This is a genomic window from Leeuwenhoekiella blandensis MED217 (assembly GCF_000152985.1).
In the GTDB taxonomy this organism is placed as follows: domain Bacteria; phylum Bacteroidota; class Bacteroidia; order Flavobacteriales; family Flavobacteriaceae; genus Leeuwenhoekiella; species Leeuwenhoekiella blandensis.
Genome location: NZ_CH672395.1, coordinates 3,598,766 through 3,618,084, shown reverse-complemented (window position 1 = coordinate 3,618,084; position 19,319 = coordinate 3,598,766). Strand labels below are relative to the sequence as shown.

The window sequence follows — 19,319 nt, the reverse complement described above, 5'->3', positions numbered from 1 at the left end:
TCAAAATGGCTACCAGCGAAAAGAACATATTGAACCGGATGTATTTAGTGGCAGGAGGTATGTTTCTCTTCGCCCTTTTTGTTGCGTTTAAACTTTGCAACATTCAGTTGGCTGAAGGTGATAAATACAAAGAGCTTGCAGAGGCGCGTACCGAGCGTATGTTTACGATTCCGGCGAATCGCGGTAATCTCTATGCCGGTGACGGTAGCTTGCTGGCTACTTCAGTGCCTAAGTATGATATTCGTTTTGATGCCTTGGCTCCAAAGCAAGCTGATTTTGAAGAAAATATTCAAGGGCTTTCAAAGGGACTTGCTGAGCAACTGGGTAAATCGCAGTCTTATTATATAGACCTATTGCGCAAAGCTCGGGTAAATAAAAACCGCTACTTATTGCTAGCGCGCAACTTGGGGTATTCAAAATATCTCGCGATCAAGAAACTTCCACTTTTTAATAAGGGTCCTTATAAAGGAGGTATTATCACCGAGCAGCGTACGGTGCGTGAGCATCCACTCGATAAAATCGCAGAGCGAACCATAGGTTACGATCGCCTTACGGAATACGGTCGTTACAGCGAGGCAGGTTTAGAAGGAGCTTTTGGTCCTTATTTAAGAGGTAAGGAAGGAAGACGTCTTAAGCAACGCATTGCAAAAGGACAATGGAAGCCCATTGGCGATGATAATATTGTAGAGCCTCAGGATGGTTATGATGTGATCTCTACGATCGATGTGAATATTCAAGATATTGCTCACCATGCATTGTTAGCTTCGTTAGAAAAGTTTGAAGCAGACCACGGTTGTGTGGTGGTTATGGAAACGAAAACCGGTGAGATCAAAGCGATCTCAAATCTAGGTCGTACCGAAGATGGTGATGGTTATTATGAAGATCGTAATTATGCCGTTTACGAGTCGGCTGAACCGGGTTCTACCTTTAAGTTGATGGCTATGGTCGCAGCGCTTGAAGATCGGGTGATCGATACGAGTGATGTGGTAGATACCGAAAATGGTCGTGTGCGTTTTTACAACAGAACAGTGTATGACTCGCATTGGGGTGGTTACGGTAAAATTTCGGCGGCGCGTGCATTCGAACTTTCATCAAATACGGCTTTTGCAAAAATCATAAATGAAGGGTATAAAGATGATCCTAAGCGTTTTTTAAAACGCCTTTATAATATGGGGCTTAACGACAAGTTAGGGCTCGAGATCAAAGGAGAAGGAAGTCCTAAGTTTCCGTATCCCGGAGATTCTAATTGGTACGGAACTACTTTGCCTTGGATGGCTTTTGGTTATGGAGTTTCGCTTACGCCATTGCAAACCTTGACATTTTATAATGCTATCGCAAATGATGGGGAAATGGTAAAGCCGCGTTTTATTAAAGAGGTGAAAAAGTGGGATGTCTCTATTGAAAAATTTGATAAAGAAGTGATCAATCCGGCGATTTGTTCGCAAGCGACCATAGATAAAGCGCAGGAGATGATGAAAAACGTGGTAGAACGAGGAACAGGAAAAGATATTTATTCCAAAAACTTTTCAATGGCCGGTAAAACAGGAACCTGTCAGACTGAATATTGGAAGGAAGAGGGTAAGTATATCGCTTCTTTTGCGGGGTATTTTCCGGCAGACAATCCGGAGTATTCGTGCATTGTCGTGATTCATAAACCGAATAAAAAGATTGGTTATTACGGAGGTGTTGTAGCGGCTCCTGTCTTTAGAAAAATCGCACAAAAGATATATAGTGACACGCCTATAATTGATGAGGTTAAACTTGCCGAAGCCAATACGGCTTCGGTTGAGAAAGACTTTGAGAATTATTTTGAAAAGGCACAGAAGGCCTCAGAGACCATTCCTAATGTAAGAGGAATGAGTGGCATGGATGCGGTTTCCTTATTAGAGAATTTAGGTTTGAAAGTAGAATTTTCAGGAAGCGGAAAAGTTAAAAGTCAGTCGCTTAAAGCCGGACAAAAACTTAGTAAAAATCAAAAAATCATTTTGCAACTGTCGTGATTCTTTTAAAAGACATATTGTATAAAGTGACGTTAGAGTCTGTTACCGGTAATCCCAATGTGCCGGTAAACGCGATTCATTTTGATTCGCGCAAAGTAGGACTTAATGATGTTTTTGTCGCGATAAGCGGTACGCAAAGTGACGGCCATGATTTTATAAAAAAGGCCGAAGAGCAAGGCGCGATCGCGATCATTTGTGAGCAAATGCCTGAAGATTTTGTCAACGGAATTACCTACGTACAAACTTCAGATACGGCACAAGCACTGGCGGTGATGGCTTCAAATTATTATGAGAATCCTTCAGAAAACCTAAAGTTGGTAGGTATTACCGGGACAAACGGTAAAACCACTATTGCGACATTGCTACATCAGTTGTTTACCAAAGCTGGTTTTAAAGCTGGATTGCTTTCTACGGTAAAAGTTCTTGTGGGAGATGAAGAATTTCCGGCGACACATACCACGCCAGATTCACTTACGATCAATAAATACCTGGCGATGATGAATGAAGCCGGTGTTGAATATTGCTTTATGGAAGTGAGCTCGCACGGGATTCATCAAAAACGTACCGAAGGCTTACACTTTGAAGGCGGGATTTTTACCAATCTAAGCCACGATCACTTGGATTATCATAAAACCTTTGCAGAGTACCGCGATGTGAAGAAATCTTTCTTTGATAACCTGCCGAAGACGGCATTTGCATTGTCAAATATTGATGATAAAAACGGCCAGGTAATGTTGCAAAATACACGGGCTAAAAAGGTGACCTATGCGTTAAAGTCTTTTGCCGATTATCGCGCGCAGATACTAGAAAATCAATTCACCGGCTTGTTGCTTAAAGTGAACGATCAGGAAGTTTGGGTGAAGTTGATAGGTTCTTTTAACGCCTACAACGTATTGGCCATTTATGCAGCTGCAGAATTGCTAGGCTTGAGTCAGCTTGAAGCCCTTCAGTATTTGTCAGAATTAACGAGTGTTAGCGGCAGATTTCAATATATGATTTCGGCAAAAAAGATCACGGCAATTGTTGATTATGCACATACTCCTGACGCACTCAAAAATGTACTGGAAACTATAAATGACATCCGTACTAAAAACGAAGAATTGATCACAGTTGTGGGTTGTGGTGGTGATCGGGATCGAACCAAAAGACCAAAAATGGGGAAAATCGCTGCGGCGCTAAGTACCAAAGTGGTTTTTACGAGCGATAATCCGCGTAGCGAAGATCCGGATACGATTATTGAAGAGATAGAAGCGGGCGTGGAGCCTGTAGATTATAAAAAGACTGTAGCGATCACTTCGCGTAAGCAAGCAATCAAAGCAGCCTGCCAAATGGCAGAAGAAAATGACATCATTTTAATTGCCGGAAAGGGACACGAAACCTACCAAGAGGTAAACGGGGAGCGTACCGATTTTGACGATTTTAAGATTGTAAAAGAACTATTAACCGAGCTGAATAAATAAGCCAAAGGCGAAAACAAAATTTAAATGCTGTATTACCTTTTTGAATATTTAGAGCGTGCATACAACTTCCCCGGGGCAAGTTTGTTTGGCTTTATTACGTTTCGTGCAGCGATCGCGATCATCATGTCGTTGGCGATTTCTACCATTTGGGGAAAGCGCATTATCCTGTATTTGCAGAAAAAGCAGCTTGGAGAATCTATACGCGATCTAGGCTTAGAAGGTCAGGTAGAAAAAGCGGGGACGCCAACAATGGGTGGTTTGATCATCATCCTGGCAACCTTGATTCCGGTGTTTTTGCTGGCTAAGCTAGAGAATATCTATGTGATCCTGCTGATTGTAACCACACTCTGGATGGGTGCGATCGGGTTTATGGATGATTTTTTGAAAATCAGAAAAAAGGATAAAGAAGGCCTTCAAGGAAAGTTTAAAATATTTGGTCAGGTTGGACTCGGGATTATCGTTGGGGCGACAATTTTCTTTCATCCAGGTGTGACTGTAAAAGACGAACTGGCAAACAAGCCGGCGCAACAGGAAGAACTGGTAGATAGTGCTACCACTGAATTTTCTACGGAAGAAAAAGCCTTGACTACCACCATCCCTTTTGTAAAGAATAATGAGGTCGATTATAGCATTTTAGTGAGCTGGCTAGGGGAAGATTATGTGAAATATGCCTGGTTGCTGTTTATTCCTATAGTCATTTTCATTGTTACCGCAGTGTCAAATGGAGCTAACCTCACTGATGGAATCGATGGTTTAGCTGCCGGTTCTTCAGCGATTATCGTGCTCACGTTGGGGATTTTCGCATGGGTTTCTGGTAACATCATTTTTAGTGATTACCTCGATGTGATGTACATCCCACGATCTGGTGAGATGGTAATATTTATCACTGCATTTGTAGGAGCGCTGATCGGATTCTTATGGTACAATACGTATCCGGCGCAGGTTTTTATGGGTGATACAGGAAGTTTGACTATCGGAGGCATAATCGCGGTTATCGCGATTGCCATCCGTAAAGAATTGCTCATCCCGCTTTTATGCGGAATATTCTTTATCGAAACCCTGTCGGTAATGCTGCAGGTGAGTTGGTTTAAATACACTAAGAAAAAAACAGGTGAAGGCCGTCGCATTTTTTTAATGTCACCGTTGCATCACCATTATCAGAAAAAGGGTATTCATGAGAGTAAGATCGTGACGCGCTTTTGGATTATAGGCATTTTACTCGCGATCATCACAATCGTAACGCTAAAAGTAAGATAGATGAAGCGGCTAGTGATTTTGGGAGGTGGTGAAAGCGGAATTGGCACAGCCATTTTGGGTAAAAAAGAAGGTTTTGAAGTTTTTGTCTCAGACTTTGGGAAGATAAAACCAAAATACCTTGACGTTCTTAAAAACAATGAAATTGAATGGGAAGACGGTGGTCACACCGAAGCAAAAATTCTCAATGCAGACCTCGTGATGAAGAGTCCGGGAATTCCTGATAAAGCACCACTCATTAAAAAGTTGGTTGAAGCAGGTATTTCAGTGATCTCAGAAATTGAGTTTGCAGCCCGCTATACCAAGGCAACTTTGGTGGGGATCACCGGAAGCAATGGTAAAACCACCACAACAATGCTTATGGCGCATCTGCTCAAGCAAGCCGGGTTGAAAAGTGTGGCTGCGGGAAATATTGGAGACAGTTTTGCAAAATGGGTGGCGCTTGATGATCAAGATTTTTATGCATTAGAAATTAGCAGTTTTCAGCTGGATGGCATTGTTGATTTTGCCCCGCATATCGCGATTTTGACCAACATCACACCAGACCATTTGGATCGCTACGAGTACAAGTTTGAAAATTATATCAAGTCAAAATTCCGCATAGCGGAAAACCAGACAGAAAAGGATTACTTGATCTATGACGCAGACGATCCTGTGATTACAGACTGGTTAGCAAAGCATCCCGTGCGATCACAATGCATCCCCTTTTCCATTTCAAAACAACTAGAAAAAGGAGCGTATTACGCTCAAGAAGAAATAAACATTTTAATTGACGATACAACGATGACTATGTCAACAAAAAACTTAACTATTAAAGGTGCGCATAACACTAAGAATGCGATGGCTGCAGCAACTGCTGCTCGATTATTAAGCATTCGCAAGGCGACCATTAGAGAATCTCTAGAAGGTTTTCAAGGGGTTGAACATCGATTAGAGCAGGTGCTTAAGATCAATCACGTGTCTTACATCAATGATTCAAAAGCGACCAACGTGAACGCTACATTTTATGCCTTAGATAGTATGAGTGCTCCAACGGTTTGGATTGTTGGCGGTGTTGATAAAGGAAATGATTATACCGATTTGTTTCCTTTGGTGAATGAAAAAGTAAAAGGAATCATCTGTCTGGGTGTTGATAATGCAAAGCTTTTAAATACGTTTTCAGGAATGGTAGAAACCATTATTGAAACCCAGTCTATTACCGAAGCGGTAAAGATCGCTTATAAGTTGAGCGATAAAGGCGATAATGTGTTGTTGTCTCCGGCGTGCGCAAGTTTTGATTTGTTTGAGAACTATGAAGATCGCGGGCGTCAATTTAAAGAGGCAGTACGTAATCTATAAATAAGATTGAGATTTGAGTAAAACCAAAAACATATTTTCAACCCTAAAAGGAGATCGGGCGATCTGGGCAATCACTGCCTTTTTAGCGCTGTTTTCTTTTTTGCCGGTATTTAGTGCGAGCAGCAACCTTGCCTATTTATACGGTAATGGGGAGACGCTGCCGTTTTTGGTACGCCATTTCATGCATTTGGTTCTAGGTTTTGCGATCATTTATGGGGTGCACAAAGTACCTGCGCATTATTTTAAAGGCTTGTCGATCATTGGAGTTCCAATAGTGATCATTCTTTTGTTGATCACGATGGCACAAGGAACCACCATTGATGGAGCCAACGCCAGTAGATGGATTAAAGTGCCTTTTGTTGGGATCACGTTTCAAACCTCGACTTTGGCTTCGGTGGTGTTGATGATCTATATCGCGCGCTACCTTTCAAAAATTAAAGATCAGCAAATCACTTTTAAAGAAAGCATTTTGCCGCTTTGGGTACCAGTGGCTTTGATCTTAGGATTGATTCTTCCGGCCAACTTTTCAACTACAGCGATCATTTTTGCGATGGTGCTCACCTTGGTTTTTATGGGAGGCTATCCCTTTAAATATTTAGCGATAATCGTTGCGACCGGTTTGCTGGCCCTTACGATGTTTATTTTGGCAGCCAAGGCTTTTCCGGGAGTGTTTCCTAACCGTGTGGATACCTGGATGAGTCGTATAGACAGCTTTGCAGATGATGAAGATAGTGAAGGGGATTATCAGATAGAGAAAGCAAAAATTGCGATTGCGACCGGCGGTCTAACCGGTTTAGGGCCGGGGAAAAGTGTTCAGAAAAACTTTTTGCCCCAATCCTCATCAGATTTTATTTATGCGATCATCGTAGAAGAATTTGGTTTGGTAGGTGGTTTAATGTTGTTGCTAATGTATTTGCTCTTGCTGTTTAGAATTTTAGTAGTAGCGCATAAAGCCGATACAGTTTTTGGAAAACTCGCTGTAATGGGAGTAGGCTTGCCTATTGTGTTTCAGGCATTGATTAATATGGCGGTTGCGGTAGAATTATTTCCGGTGACCGGGCAAACCTTGCCACTTGTAAGTAGTGGTGGGACCTCGATCTGGATGACCTGCTTGGCGATAGGGATTATTTTAAGCGTAAGTGCAAAGCGCGAAGAAGTGCGTGTGAAGGAAGAAGAGGAAATGAATCCGCTTGATGTATTAAGCGAAGCGATGTAAACGAAGATAAAGATTTGAAGAACTATAAATTTATACTATCAGGAGGCGGAACCGGGGGGCATATTTATCCGGCGATTGCGATTGCTGATGCTTTGAAAGCAAAGTATCCGCAAGCGGAATTCCTTTTTGTGGGGTCTCAAGATCGTATGGAAATGGAAAAAGTGCCTAAAGCAGGTTACGAGATCAAAGGACTTTGGATAGCCGGAATTCAACGAAAGTTGACCTGGTCAAATTTGATGTTTCCATTTAAACTGATCAGTAGTTTATTCAAGTCGGCAGGAATTATCAGAAGATTCAAACCCGATGCAGTAATTGGTACCGGTGGTTTTGCAAGTGGTCCTTTGCTTGAGATGGCAACACGATACAACGTACCGGCATTGATTCAAGAGCAAAATAGTTTTGCGGGAATTACCAATAAGCTTTTGGCAAAAAAAGTACAGAAGATCTGTGTCGCCTACGATGGGATGCAGCAGTTTTTTCCGCAGGAAAAAATTGTAAAAACAGGAAATCCGGTGCGACAGGATTTGTTGGCTATTGAAACGATGCGCGAACAGGGCATAGAAAAATTCGGTCTAAAAAAGGATAAAAAAACCTTGTTGATTTTAGGCGGAAGTCTTGGTGCTAGAGCGATTAATAAATTGATCGATAGCGAGCTGCAGTTTATTCTTGATCAAGAGGTGCAAATCATCTGGCAAAGTGGGCAGTTGTACTATGAAGAATATAAAAAGCATAATGTCGTTGAGGATGTGCAGGTGTTGCCATACATCGACACGATGAATCTGGCTTATGCAGCTGCTGATATCATTATAAGCAGAGCAGGTGCGGGATCGGTATCAGAGTTGGCGTTGGTAGGAAAACCGGTAATTTTTATACCGTCTCCCAATGTGGCTGAAGATCATCAGACCAAAAATGCAGAGGCGATTGTGTCTAAGGATGCAGCGATCCTGCTCAAAGAAAAAGATGTAAAAGCAGATTTTGAACCTGTTTTTAAAGCGCTTGTGCACGATGAAGCTAAGCAACAGCTTTTGGGTGAAAACATTAAAAAGATCGCATTGCCACAGGCAACGCAACATATTGTAAACGAAGTAGAAAAATTATTAAAGCAGTAGGTGAAAACGCTTGATCACATATCGCATATTTATTTCATCGGCATAGGCGGAATTGGGATGAGCGCGCTCGCGCGATATTTTCAAGCTGCCGGGAAGAAAGTGGCGGGCTATGATAAAACACCTTCGCAGATCACAAAATCGCTTGAAGAGCTTGGAATCGTCATAAGTTATCAAGATGCTGCTGAAGCGATTCCTACGGAATTTAAAACCTCAGAAAAAACGCTGGTGGTATATACGCCTGCGGTTCCTAAAGCACATAAAGCCTATCAGTTTTATTTGGCTGAAGGATTTCAAATTAAAAAGCGCGCTGAAGTTTTAGGCTGGTTGACTCAGGAGAAATTCTGCTTAGCAGTCGCAGGAACTCATGGCAAAACCACAACCAGTGCGATGCTTGGTCATTTGATGGCATTTTGTAAGCTGCCGGTTACCGCTTTTTTAGGCGGAATTGCAGAAAATTATCAAAGTAATTTGATTCAGCACGGTGAGGAAATCGTGGTGGTAGAAGCAGATGAGTTTGATCGCTCGTTTATGCAACTGTACCCTAATATCGCAGCAATCACTTCGATGGATGCAGATCATTTGGATATTTACGGCGATGCCGAAGCCTTGCACAAAAGCTTCAGAGATTTTGCAGCTCAAGTCAAAGAAGATGGTGTGCTGTTTGTAAAAAACGGACTACCACTAGACGGAATTACCGTAGGTATAGAAGACGATTCCGTCTATGCGGCTTTAAATATAAAAATAGAAAACGGGGCCTATCATTTTGATTTAAAACATCCCGATGGGCTTATTGAAGATTTAGTGCTTAACCTGCCTGGTAGACATAATTTGTCTAATGCGACAACCGCTTTGGCGATGGCTTTACATTACGGCTGCCCTGCCGATAAGCTCGCCAAAGCTCTGTTTGCATTCAAAGGTGTTAATCGCAGGTTTACGTATCGTATTAAAAAGGCAAATGAGGTGCTTATTGATGATTATGCGCATCACCCTGCCGAAATAAATGCAGTGCATAGCGCTGTACGAGAGATGTACCCAAACAAGCGGGTTTTGGCAGTTTTTCAGCCGCATTTATTCAGTCGTACGCGTGATTTTATGGAAGATTTTGCAGCAAGTTTAGCACAGTTTGATGAGTTGCTGCTTTTAGATATCTATCCGGCTCGGGAAGAACCTATAGAAGATGTTACTTCTGAAAAGTTATTGGAGTTAATTCCGCTTACGCGAAAAGAAGTTATTTCAAAAGCACAACTGGAAGAGAAGTTGCAGGCGTCAAAAGCCACTGTAAAAGTGATGATGGGAGCTGGAGATATAGGTGAGGAGATTTTAAAACTGACTAAAACATTAGCGGTATGAAAATCAATTGGTTTTACATAAGGATGTTGGTTTTGGTCGCGGTTACCTTGGGTTTGGTTGCCTTTACGCACAAACGCAATGCAAACCGAAAAGTAAAAGAAGTTAAAGTAAATTTTGAAGCAGGTGCAAACCTCTTTGTTACAGCCGAATCGGTTGATAAATTGTTGATACAAAACGGGAAACCTATTGAGGGACAGAACAAAGAAATTTTAGATTTGAAAGACCTCGAAGATAAACTCGATGCGCATGCTATGATCGCCGATGCAGATGTTTATATGACATTAGATGGTGTGGTGGGAGCGACCGTAAAGCAGAGAAAACCATTAGCTCGAGTTCAGACAAAGACCCCATTTTATATCGATGAAGAAGGTAAAACCATGCCTTTGTCAACTAATTATTCTGCCCGTGTGCCTTTGGTGACCGGTGTTTCAAAAGAGCAGGTGAATGAGATTTATCCACTTTTAAACTATTTACAAGAAGATAATGTACTTGCAACTCAGGTTGTTGGTATTTCTAGAGATAAAACCGGCGATTATAGCCTAACACTTCGCGTGTTGAATTATAAAGTTATCGTAGGCAAGATAGAGCAGTTGTCGAGTAAGTTTTCAAATTACAAGGCATTCTATCAAAAGGCGATTAAAGACAATAGTCTTGAAGTTTATAAAAGTATTGATTTGCGTTTTAAAGGGCAGGTCGTAGGGACAAAAAAGTAAGTTATGGAGCATAAGGACATAGCAGTAGGATTGGATATTGGTACCACTAAGATTGTGGCGATGATAGGCCGGTACAACGAGTATCAGAAGCTTGAGATCTTAGGTATTGGTAAATCCAAGAGTTTAGGCGTGCATCGTGGTGTAGTAAATAATATTACTCAGACGATTCAGTCTATCCAACAAGCTGTGCAGGAAGCTGAGAGTGTTTCTGGGATGAAAATTGAAGATGTGGTTGTAGGTATCGCAGGTCAACACATACGCAGCTTGCAACATAGCGATTACATCACTCGGGCAGATGCAGATCAAGTTATTGGTCCTAAGGATATCGATATGCTTTGTAACCAGGTGCATAAACTGGTGATGCTTCCGGGAGAAGAGATTATTCACGTGCTTCCGCAGGAATATAAAGTGGATGGTCAAGCTGAAATCACACAACCTATCGGGATGTATGGTGGGAGGTTAGAGGCCAATTTCCACGTGGTTGTAGGTCAGGTGAGCAGCATACGCAACATTGGTCGTTGTGTAAAAAGTGCGGGGCTTAACCTTGATAAAATTACACTAGAGCCGTTAGCGTCAGCAAATGCAGTGTTGAGTCAGGAAGAAAAAGAAGCGGGAGTCGCACTTATTGATATAGGAGGTGGTACAACAGATCTTGCCATTTTTAAGGATGGAATCATTCGGCATACGGCGGTAATTCCTTTTGGTGGTAATGTGATCACTGAAGATATTAAAGAGGGATGCAGCATTATAGAAAAGCAGGCAGAGCTTCTTAAAATAAAATTTGGTTCAGCGTGGCCGGGTGAAAATAAAGATAACGAGATCGTTTCTATCCCTGGATTACGTGGTAGAGAGCCTAAAGAAATTACGCTTAAAAACCTCTCTAAGATCATTCACGCACGCGTGGTAGAGATCGTTGAGCAAGTGTATCTCGAGATTAAGAATTATGGTCACGAGGAACAAAAGAAAAAACTTATTGCAGGGATTGTACTTACCGGTGGGGGTTCACAACTGAAGCATTTAAAGCAACTGGTAGAGTACATCACCGGGATGGATACGCGTATTGGCTATCCTAACGAACACTTGGCAGGCGATAGCGATTCTGAAACTACGAGTCCGTTGTACGCGACGGCAGTCGGTTTGGTGATGAATAGCTTAGAGCATCAGCATAATAGTGAGGATGACGAGCCTCAGGATACGGCAGTTGTAGAAGAAGAGCCTGTGATCGAGCCCCTTTTGGAAGATGAAACTAACGAGGAAGAAGAAAACCCTCAAGAGCCTAAGAAACAGCGTAAAAGCATTTTTGATACTTGGGCAGAGAAGTTTAAAGACTTCTTAGATAACGCAGAATAGAAAAAAAGAGATAAGCGAAATACGTTTATTAAAGCCAATAGAAAAAGAGAAAACACAAGAAACAACCGGTAAAACGACATATTATGAGCAACACAGATTTTGAAAACATTTCGTTTGATTTACCAAAAAATCAGAGCAACGTCATCAAAGTGATTGGCGTAGGCGGTGGAGGTAGTAATGCCATCAACCATATGTTTAGCCAAGGAATTAAAGGAGTAGACTTTGTAGTTTGTAACACAGATGCACAAGCTTTAGAGAACAGTCCGGTGCCTATTAAAATTCAGTTGGGTGTGAGCCTAACCGAAGGTCTAGGTGCAGGAGCCAATCCAGAAGTTGGTGAGAAAGCAGCTATCGAGAGCTCTGAAGATGTAAAACAGATGCTGGGAACCAATACCAAAATGGTATTTATCACTGCCGGAATGGGCGGTGGTACCGGGACCGGAGCAGCTCCTGTGATTGCAAAAATGTCAAAAGAGATGGATGTACTTACCGTGGGTATTGTGACGATTCCGTTTCAGTTTGAAGGTAAAATGCGTAATGAACAAGCGCAGCTAGGAGTTGAAAAATTACGTTCTCACGTTGATTCGCTTATCGTGATCAACAACAATAAATTGCGAGAGGTATATGGAAATCTTGGTTTTAAGGCGGGATTTAGCAAAGCAGACGAAGTTCTTGCTACAGCTTCAAGAGGTATTGCCGAAGTGATCACGCATCACTACACGCAAAACATTGACCTTCGTGATGCAAAAACCGTATTGAGTAATAGTGGAACCGCTATTATGGGTAGTGCTAATGCTAGTGGTGCAAGTCGTGCTCAGGACGCCATCAGGAAAGCATTAGACTCACCATTATTGAATGACAATAAAATTACCGGTGCCAAGAACGTATTGTTGCTTATCGTTTCAGGAACCGAAGAGATCACTATTGATGAGATCGGTGAGATCAACGATCACATTCAAGATGAAGCAGGTCACAGCGCGAATATCATTATGGGTGTAGGTGAAGAAGAAAGTCTTGGAGATGCGATCTCGGTAACGATTATCGCTACGGGGTTTAACGTAGAACAACAAAATGATATCGTTAATACCGAAACCAAGAAGATCATTCACACCTTAGAAGATGAACAACGTGCACAACACGATTTATCTCCTAAAAATACCGGTGGAACGTTAAATTTTGACACACCTGCTCCTAAAAAGGAAGCGCCTGCGCCAGAAAAAAAGCCTATCGTTCACACGCTTGATGATACTGATGATCCAATGGATTTGATGGTAAACAAGCCTAAGAAAGAAGCTCCAAAATCACAAATGGATTTGATTCCTACCACCGAGTTGATCAGAAATCTTCAAGTGGTTTATGAAGAGGTTCTAGACCATTCAGAACCAGAGATCGAAAGTGTTTACGAACCCGAAGAGGAGGAATTAGAATTTAAAATAGTAAGCGTTGAAGAGCCTCAGGAAAAGCAAGTAGATCTTTTCAGTCAGGAAGAAGAGGAGCAATTTACGCTATCTTTTGACCTTCCATTAAATGAAGAGCAAAAGGAAGAGCCACAAATTACTGAAGCTTTTGAAGAAGAAGAGGAAATTGTATACAGTCTTGATGATGATATTAATGATATAGAGGTCAATAATCCGGTAGAAATCGTTTCGGTTACCGAAGTGAATGAAAACGGAGAAAAGCGTTATAGCCTTGATGATTATATGGAGATGGAAGATCATCTTAACACAGCGCAGCCTACTCAAAAGAAGCCGGTTGAGGCGCCAAAAAAGCAAGAAGAAGAGATTGCTTTTGAGCGTAAAGTTGTAGCGCCTGCTGAAAAAGAAGAACAAGCGATCAAAGAGGAGGATGAGAATCCTATGAATACACCTATTTCTCAATTGCTCACAGAGCGTGCGGCAGAGCGTAGACGTATGATGAAAGAATTCAATTATAAGTTTCATAGCAATCAGTCTCGTATTGATGAGATAGAAAAGCAACCGGCTTATAAGCGTATGGGTGTAAACCTGGATGACGCCCCGAATTCAAAAGGATCTATTTCGCGTACCTCATTAAGTACAGATGAAAATGACGAAATGCAATTGCGTAGAAACAATTCATTTTTACACGATAATGTCGATTAGTTAGTAAAAACCGATGTAGGAGCGGCCGTTAGTGAGAACTAGCGGCCTTTCTTTTTTAATTTTACTATAGTGTGAAAGCTGAATTTTGGCTATATTCGCTCTCCAAAAAAATAGAAGATCATGAGTTTACAGACCGAAGTAATGACGGCGATGAAAGCAGCAATGAAAGCAAAAGATCAAAATGCACTTGCTTCTTTACGCGCTATTAAATCGGCTATTCTTACTGCTCAAACTGAAAGTGGAGCAGGAGAAGAATTGTCTGAAGAACAAGAGATCAAGATGCTTCAAAAATTGGTTAAGCAGCGCAAGGATAGTGCAGCGGTATATCAAGAGCAAGGTCGAGAGGAGATGGCTCAGGAAGAGCTGGATCAGGCTGCGGTTATCGAGCAGTTTTTACCAGAGCAGTTGAGCGAGGAGAAGATAGAAGAAGTAGTCGCTTCAATTATCGAGAAGACCGGAGCATCAGGCATGCAGGATATGGGCAAGGTGATGGGGCTTGCGTCTCAGGAACTTGCCGGAAAAGCAGATGGAAAAACAATTTCTACAATTGTAAAACGTAAATTAGCATAACGATTTTTCGCATTAGCGAAATAAATAGGCTCCGTGGCGCAACTGAATAGCGCATCAGACCTGCCTGCCGGCAGGCAGGTTTCGGCTCTGGGGTTGAGATTGAAATATTGGAAGGATGTATTTTGTCTATGTTTTACAAAGTTTAAAAGATGGTCGGCTCTATAAAGGCATGTCCGAAGATGTAGAAGAAAGACTAATACAGCATAACCGAGGAGAAAATAGATAAACAAAAGGATTTCTCCCGTGGAAATTGGTTTATAGTAAGGGCTTTACTTCCAGATTAGAAGCAAGAGAATATGAGAAATATTTGAAATCTGGAGTTGGGCGTGAATTTTTAAGAAGAATAGTGTAACTGGCCCCGTGGCGCAACTGAATAGCGCATCAGACCTGCCTGCCGGCAGGCAGGTTTCGGCTTTGGGGTTGAGATTGAAATATTGTAAGGATGTATTTTGTCTATGTTTTACAAAGTTTAAAAGATGGTCGGCTCTATAAAGGCATGTCTGAAGATGTAGAAGAAAGACTAATACAGCATAACCGAGGAGAAAATAGATCAACAAAAGGATTTCTCCCGTGGAAATTGGTTTATAGTAAGGGCTTTACTTCCAGATTAGAAGCAAGAGAATATGAGAAATATTTGAAATCTGGAGTTGGGCGTGAATTTTTAAGAAGAATAGTGTAACTGGCCCCGTGGCGCAACTGAATAGCGCATCAGACCTGCCTGCCGGCAGGCAGGTTTCGGCTCTGGGGTTAAGATTGAAATATTGTAAGGATGTATTTTGTCTATGTTTTACAAAGTTTAAAAGATGGTCGGCTCTATAAAGGCATGGCTGAAGATGTAGAAGAAAGACTAATACAGCATAACCGAGGAGAAAATAGATCAACAAAAGGATTTCTCCCGTGGAAATTGGTTTATAGTAAGGGCTTTACTTCCAGATTAGAAGCAAGAGAATATGAGAAATATTTGAAATCTGGAGTTGGGCGTGAATTTTTAAGAAGAATAGTGTAACTGGCCCCGTGGCGCAACTGAATAGCGCATCAGATTTCGGCTCTGAGGGTTGGGGGTTTGAATCCCTCCGGGGTCACAAAAGGTCCAAATAAATGGATGCAAAAACCACGTATTTTTATTAAATACGTGGTTTTCAAGTTTTTAGGCTATCATTTAATTTGAAGTGATTTCAGTTTAAATGGTAGCAATATGGTAACGTTTTTCCTTCGCGGTAACAATTTTTAACCGCTGAGAAAACTACCTCTTTACGAGTTTTGATGGGATTGGATTTGACTTTCGTAACAATCAAGTTTAATTTAAATCAAAAGCTATGCGAACTTCAAAAACCTTTTCAATTCAGTTTTGGGCTGATACACGCAAAAACAAAAATGGAGAAGTGCTTATTTATGCACGAATCACCATGGATCAAAAGAGATTAAGCATTAGTCTCAAACGAAATGTTCCTCTAGAATTATGGGATAGTCAAAGTAAACGGGTTCTTGGTAACTCGGTTATGGCTAAACAACTGAATCAATATCTTGATCTGACCAAATCTCAATTGTATCAAAGCTATATGGAGCTGAAAGCAGCAGATAAGGTGCTAACGGCTCAAATGATCAAGGATTATTTTATGGGGGATGATAAAAGCACTAAAACACTTGTTCAATTGATCGATTATCACAGTGAGAAAATCAAGGGCACACTTGCTAAGGGCACTATTCGGAATTTTCAAATTACGGAAAACTATGTTCTCAAATTCTTAAAATCAAATAAGCTTGAGGATATCTTTCTTTCGCGATTGGATTATAAGTTTATTTGCGATTTTGAGAGCTTTTTGGTGCAATACTATCCTAAAGGGCATCCAAGAGCTATGAGTCACAATACGGTGATGAAACACATTCAGCGGCTACGCAAAATGATTCGACTCGCTTATCATTTAGAGTGGCTGGACAAGGATCCGTTTAGACGCTGGAAAACGACCTTTGAAAAAACAGATCGTGAATTCCTCTCTGAACACGAATTGTCTAATTTGGCTACCTATGAATTTCCATTAGAGCGTTTAGAGCGTGTTCGTGATCTTTTTTTGTTTAGTTGTTATACCGGAATCAGTTATGCGGATTTAAACAAGCTAACACCTAATAATATCTGGAAGGGTGAAGACGATAAAAAATGGATTGTCACGAATAGACAGAAAACAAATACCCGTGTAAAAGTACCTTTAATGCCTACGGCTCTTAGGCTTATTGAAAAGTATAGGGAGCATCCATTAACAGAAGTTTCAGGTACTTTATTCCCACCTATAACCAATGAGCGCGCCAATTTATATTTAAAAGAAATTGCGGAGGCTTGTGGACTTACCAAGAATCTGACGTTCCATATGGCACGTCATACGTTTGCTACAACGGTGACACTGAGTAATGGAATGCCCATAGAAACCGTTTCTAAGCTTTTAGGACATACCAAAATAGCAACTACACAGATCTATGCCCGTGTTTTAGACAAAAAAGTAGAAGAGGATATGAACAAACTTCAAGAAGTTTTGCAATCCAAAAGTAAAACACCTAAACGGCCAATTTCTAATTTAAAAATTATCAGATGATTTAGCGAATCAGAGAATCTCCATTTGAATTCAATTGGTGGGGCAATAGTATTCACTCTAAAGGAAAACAAATACTTTTTAAATATTTATTCTTATTTACGAATTGTAAAACTAGAAGAGGCTGCCTGATTACTCAGGAAAGCCTCTTTATTTTTCAGGGTACTTATCCCGGCGCTGTTCGAGTTAGCAGTTACAGCTATTTCCTGACTAATACCCTTCGTTTACCGTCTGCGAGAGTAATGGACTAAATCAAAAATTATCTATAATTTTTATTGGTTAAAATTGAAAGATTTACATGAACACTGATAGGATAAGGACGGTAATTTAAATCTTGATTTCTAATTGGATGGGTCTGGAAGCAGAAAAGCCTGTTGCTCCTCAGGGTAAGGGCTTGTTTCAATCCTAGTTTCTAATTGGATGCATCTGGAAGAATTGCTCTTGATGCTTTTTGATTTTATCATTACGGGTTTCAATCCTAGCTTCTAATTGGATGCATCTGGAAGTCGTTTTTCAGTCTGTTTTAAAAGGTCTGAGGGCTTGTTTCAATCCTAGTTTTTAATTGGATGCATCTGGAAGTTTTAAGAGCTTTTAATAACTGGGTTAATGAACTCACGTTTCAATCCTAGTTTCTAATTGGATGGATCTGGAAGGATCTATAATGATTATGACAACTTCAGCGCACGGCGTTTCAATCCTAGTTTCTAATTGGATGCATCTGGAAGGTCTCAAGAACTCAAGGGGCGATATGTTGTTTAGGTGTTTCAATCCTAGTTTCTAATTGGATGCATCTGGAAGATGTACCCTTTATATGAAGATGATTATGATGTATTGTTTCAATCCTAGTTTCTAATTGGATGCATCTGGAAGCCGCGATTATTCATTTAATGCGAATGATGAGGTTTGTTTCAATCCTAGTTTCTAATTGGATGCATCTGGAAGATGAGGCTGCTTTAATTGATCAAGAAAAAATTGCCGGTTTCAATCCTAGTTTCTAATTGGATGCATCTGGAAGGCGGAAGAAAAACTGTTGGCTGTTGATGTTAACGAGTTTCAATCCTAGTTTCTAATTGGATGCATCTGGAAGCGCTCCCGGCACGGTCGCTTTGCGCGCACGGTCCAGTTTCAATCCTAGTTTCTAATTGGATGCATCTGGAAGCCTTTTTATCCTTTGAAAACCACGCTTCCTCATCATGTTTCAATCCTAGTTTCTAATTGGATGCATCTGGAAGCTGCTGCTCTTCTGTACGGTATGCATCACCAAAGGTGTTTCAATCCTAGTTTCTAATTGGATGCATCTGGAAGATAAATAGCGGGCTTTCATTGAATGCCGACTACTAGTTTCAATCCTAGTTTCTAATTGGATGCATCTGGAAGACTCATCATCAAACAGGACCAGTCACACGCAGAATTGTTTCAATCCTAGTTTCTAATTGGATGCATCTGGAAGGTTCGTCAAAAGAGATCCCGCAAGCGCGCAAAGTGTGTTTCAATCCTAGTTTCTAATTGGATGCATCTGGAAGTAAATCTGCGCTTAAGGAGCTTGAGAAAGTTTCTAAGTTTCAATCCTAGTTTCTAATTGGATGCATCTGGAAGATCACCACCCGTATGCGCAGCGAATTAGAACGATCTAGTTTCAATCCTAGTTTCTAATTGGATGCATCTGGAAGTTCTTCACTTACTGAAGCTGAGAAACTAAAGTACGTGTTTCAATCCTAGTTTCTAATTGGATGCATCTGGAAGAACCTCAGCAAGGTATAAGTAAGCGTAATACCGGTGTTTCAATCCTAGTTTCTAATTGGATGCATCTGGAAGACTGTGCACAATCGGCATATGTCCACGGGTATTCTAGTTTCAATCCTAGTTTCTAATTGGATGCATCTGGAAGCTTTAAGTTCGTTTTCAATCTCTGTTATTATCTCGTGTTTCAATCCTAGTTTCTAATTGGATGCATCTGGAAGTATGATAGGAAAAGTAAATACGACTACAAGTAATAAGTTTCAATCCTAGTTTCTAATTGGATGCATCTGGAAGATATACCGTTTGTTGTTTAGAATCTCGGTACACTAGTTTCAATCCTAGTTTCTAATTGGATGCATCTGGAAGCCCTTATTTGAGAATAATTGCTAAAAACCAAAGCCCGTTTCAATCCTAGTTTCTAATTGGATGCATCTGGAAGAACTCCCATATATCCAAACCCATCACCAACCCTAAGTTTCAATCCTAGTTTCTAATTGGATGCATCTGGAAGTGCTTA

The 19,319-nt window shown here is 41.0% G+C and carries 15 protein-coding genes, 1 tRNA gene and 1 CRISPR repeat array (1 of these 17 cut by a window edge); all 16 genes read left to right on the top strand.

Annotated features, from left to right (window positions below):
* The first annotated feature begins 5 nt into the window (after positions 1 to 5).
* The 16 genes from MED217_RS15525 to MED217_RS15455 all read left to right on the top strand — a co-directional run bounded on the left by MED217_RS15525 (position 6) and on the right by MED217_RS15455 (position 17,065).
* A complete protein-coding gene (locus MED217_RS15525) occupies positions 6 to 2,000 on the top strand; it encodes a penicillin-binding protein (RefSeq protein WP_009781498.1) in 1,995 nt (664 codons plus the stop codon).
* On the top strand, positions 1,997 to 3,460 hold the full coding sequence (locus MED217_RS15520; protein WP_009781497.1) for a UDP-N-acetylmuramoyl-L-alanyl-D-glutamate--2,6-diaminopimelate ligase: 1,464 nt from the start codon (positions 1,997 to 1,999) through the stop codon (positions 3,458 to 3,460). Before MED217_RS15525 ends, MED217_RS15520 begins: the two co-directional genes overlap by 4 nt.
* A 24-nt stretch (positions 3,461 to 3,484) precedes the next feature.
* Positions 3,485 to 4,717: a phospho-N-acetylmuramoyl-pentapeptide-transferase gene (gene mraY, locus MED217_RS15515; RefSeq protein ID WP_009781496.1), complete on the top strand. Its 1,233-nt coding sequence runs from the start codon at positions 3,485 to 3,487 to the stop codon at positions 4,715 to 4,717.
* Positions 4,718 to 6,052: a UDP-N-acetylmuramoyl-L-alanine--D-glutamate ligase gene (murD, locus tag MED217_RS15510; protein WP_009781495.1), complete on the top strand. Its 1,335-nt coding sequence runs from the start codon at positions 4,718 to 4,720 to the stop codon at positions 6,050 to 6,052.
* Between the two features lie 13 nt (positions 6,053 to 6,065).
* Positions 6,066 to 7,268 carry an FtsW/RodA/SpoVE family cell cycle protein gene (locus MED217_RS15505; RefSeq protein WP_009781494.1) on the top strand — a complete coding sequence of 401 codons (1,203 nt, stop codon included), beginning with the start codon at positions 6,066 to 6,068 and terminating at the stop codon, positions 7,266 to 7,268.
* 14 nt (positions 7,269 to 7,282) lie between these two features.
* On the top strand, positions 7,283 to 8,377 hold the full coding sequence (murG, locus tag MED217_RS15500; RefSeq protein WP_009781493.1) for an undecaprenyldiphospho-muramoylpentapeptide beta-N-acetylglucosaminyltransferase: 1,095 nt from the start codon (positions 7,283 to 7,285) through the stop codon (positions 8,375 to 8,377).
* Positions 8,378 to 9,727, top strand: a complete 1,350-nt coding sequence (gene murC, locus MED217_RS15495; protein WP_009781492.1) for a UDP-N-acetylmuramate--L-alanine ligase — start codon at positions 8,378 to 8,380, stop codon at positions 9,725 to 9,727. It abuts the gene before it with no gap.
* Positions 9,724 to 10,440, top strand: coding sequence for a cell division protein FtsQ/DivIB (locus tag MED217_RS15490; RefSeq protein ID WP_009781491.1), 717 nt, complete (start codon positions 9,724 to 9,726; stop codon positions 10,438 to 10,440). The genes murC and MED217_RS15490 overlap by 4 nt, the downstream gene beginning before the upstream one ends.
* 3 nt (positions 10,441 to 10,443) lie before the next feature.
* Entirely contained in the window at positions 10,444 to 11,790 is a 1,347-nt protein-coding gene (gene ftsA / locus MED217_RS15485) for a cell division protein FtsA (protein ID WP_009781490.1), read from the top strand.
* An 83-nt stretch (positions 11,791 to 11,873) separates the two neighbouring features.
* On the top strand, positions 11,874 to 13,910 hold the full coding sequence (ftsZ, locus tag MED217_RS15480) for a cell division protein FtsZ (RefSeq protein ID WP_009781489.1): 2,037 nt from the start codon (positions 11,874 to 11,876) through the stop codon (positions 13,908 to 13,910).
* Between the two features lie 120 nt (positions 13,911 to 14,030).
* The gene (locus MED217_RS15475) at positions 14,031 to 14,480 is read left to right on the top strand and encodes a GatB/YqeY domain-containing protein (RefSeq protein ID WP_009781488.1); all 450 of its coding nucleotides are present in this window, start codon (positions 14,031 to 14,033) and stop codon (positions 14,478 to 14,480) included.
* Between the two features lie 115 nt (positions 14,481 to 14,595).
* Positions 14,596 to 14,706 (top strand): GIY-YIG nuclease family protein, encoded by a 111-nt coding sequence (locus tag MED217_RS19310; protein WP_262494754.1) that lies wholly within the window; start codon positions 14,596 to 14,598, stop codon positions 14,704 to 14,706.
* Between the two features lie 216 nt (positions 14,707 to 14,922).
* Positions 14,923 to 15,159, top strand: coding sequence for a GIY-YIG nuclease family protein (locus tag MED217_RS15470; protein WP_009781487.1), 237 nt, complete (start codon positions 14,923 to 14,925; stop codon positions 15,157 to 15,159).
* Between the two features lie 90 nt (positions 15,160 to 15,249).
* Positions 15,250 to 15,486: a GIY-YIG nuclease family protein gene (locus tag MED217_RS15465; RefSeq protein ID WP_009781486.1), complete on the top strand. Its 237-nt coding sequence runs from the start codon at positions 15,250 to 15,252 to the stop codon at positions 15,484 to 15,486.
* A 2-nt stretch (positions 15,487 to 15,488) separates the two neighbouring features.
* Positions 15,489 to 15,562 (top strand) — tRNA-Arg (locus MED217_RS15460).
* Between the two features lie 234 nt (positions 15,563 to 15,796).
* Entirely contained in the window at positions 15,797 to 17,065 is a 1,269-nt protein-coding gene (locus tag MED217_RS15455) for a site-specific integrase (protein WP_009781485.1), read from the top strand.
* Positions 17,066 to 17,458: 393 nt separating this feature from the next.
* A CRISPR array of direct repeats spans positions 17,459 to 19,319; the repeat unit is 37 nt (it continues 5,467 nt past the right edge of the window).

Bases quoted from the DNA above. Each gene is read 5' to 3' on its own strand.
- MED217_RS15525 (WP_009781498.1), top strand. From the start codon at position 6: ATGGCTACCAGCGAAAAGAACATATTGAACCGGATGTATTTAGTGGCA.
- mraY (WP_009781496.1), top strand. From the start codon at position 3,485: ATGCTGTATTACCTTTTTGAATATTTAGAGCGTGCATACAACTTCCCC.
- murD (WP_009781495.1), top strand. From the start codon at position 4,718: ATGAAGCGGCTAGTGATTTTGGGAGGTGGTGAAAGCGGAATTGGCACA.
- MED217_RS15490 (WP_009781491.1), top strand. From the start codon at position 9,724: ATGAAAATCAATTGGTTTTACATAAGGATGTTGGTTTTGGTCGCGGTT.
- ftsA (WP_009781490.1), top strand. From the start codon at position 10,444: ATGGAGCATAAGGACATAGCAGTAGGATTGGATATTGGTACCACTAAG.
- ftsZ (WP_009781489.1), top strand. From the start codon at position 11,874: ATGAGCAACACAGATTTTGAAAACATTTCGTTTGATTTACCAAAAAAT.
- MED217_RS15475 (WP_009781488.1), top strand. From the start codon at position 14,031: ATGAGTTTACAGACCGAAGTAATGACGGCGATGAAAGCAGCAATGAAA.
- MED217_RS19310 (WP_262494754.1), top strand. From the start codon at position 14,596: ATGTATTTTGTCTATGTTTTACAAAGTTTAAAAGATGGTCGGCTCTAT.
- MED217_RS15470 (WP_009781487.1), top strand. From the start codon at position 14,923: ATGTATTTTGTCTATGTTTTACAAAGTTTAAAAGATGGTCGGCTCTAT.
- MED217_RS15465 (WP_009781486.1), top strand. From the start codon at position 15,250: ATGTATTTTGTCTATGTTTTACAAAGTTTAAAAGATGGTCGGCTCTAT.
- MED217_RS15455 (WP_009781485.1), top strand. From the start codon at position 15,797: ATGCGAACTTCAAAAACCTTTTCAATTCAGTTTTGGGCTGATACACGC.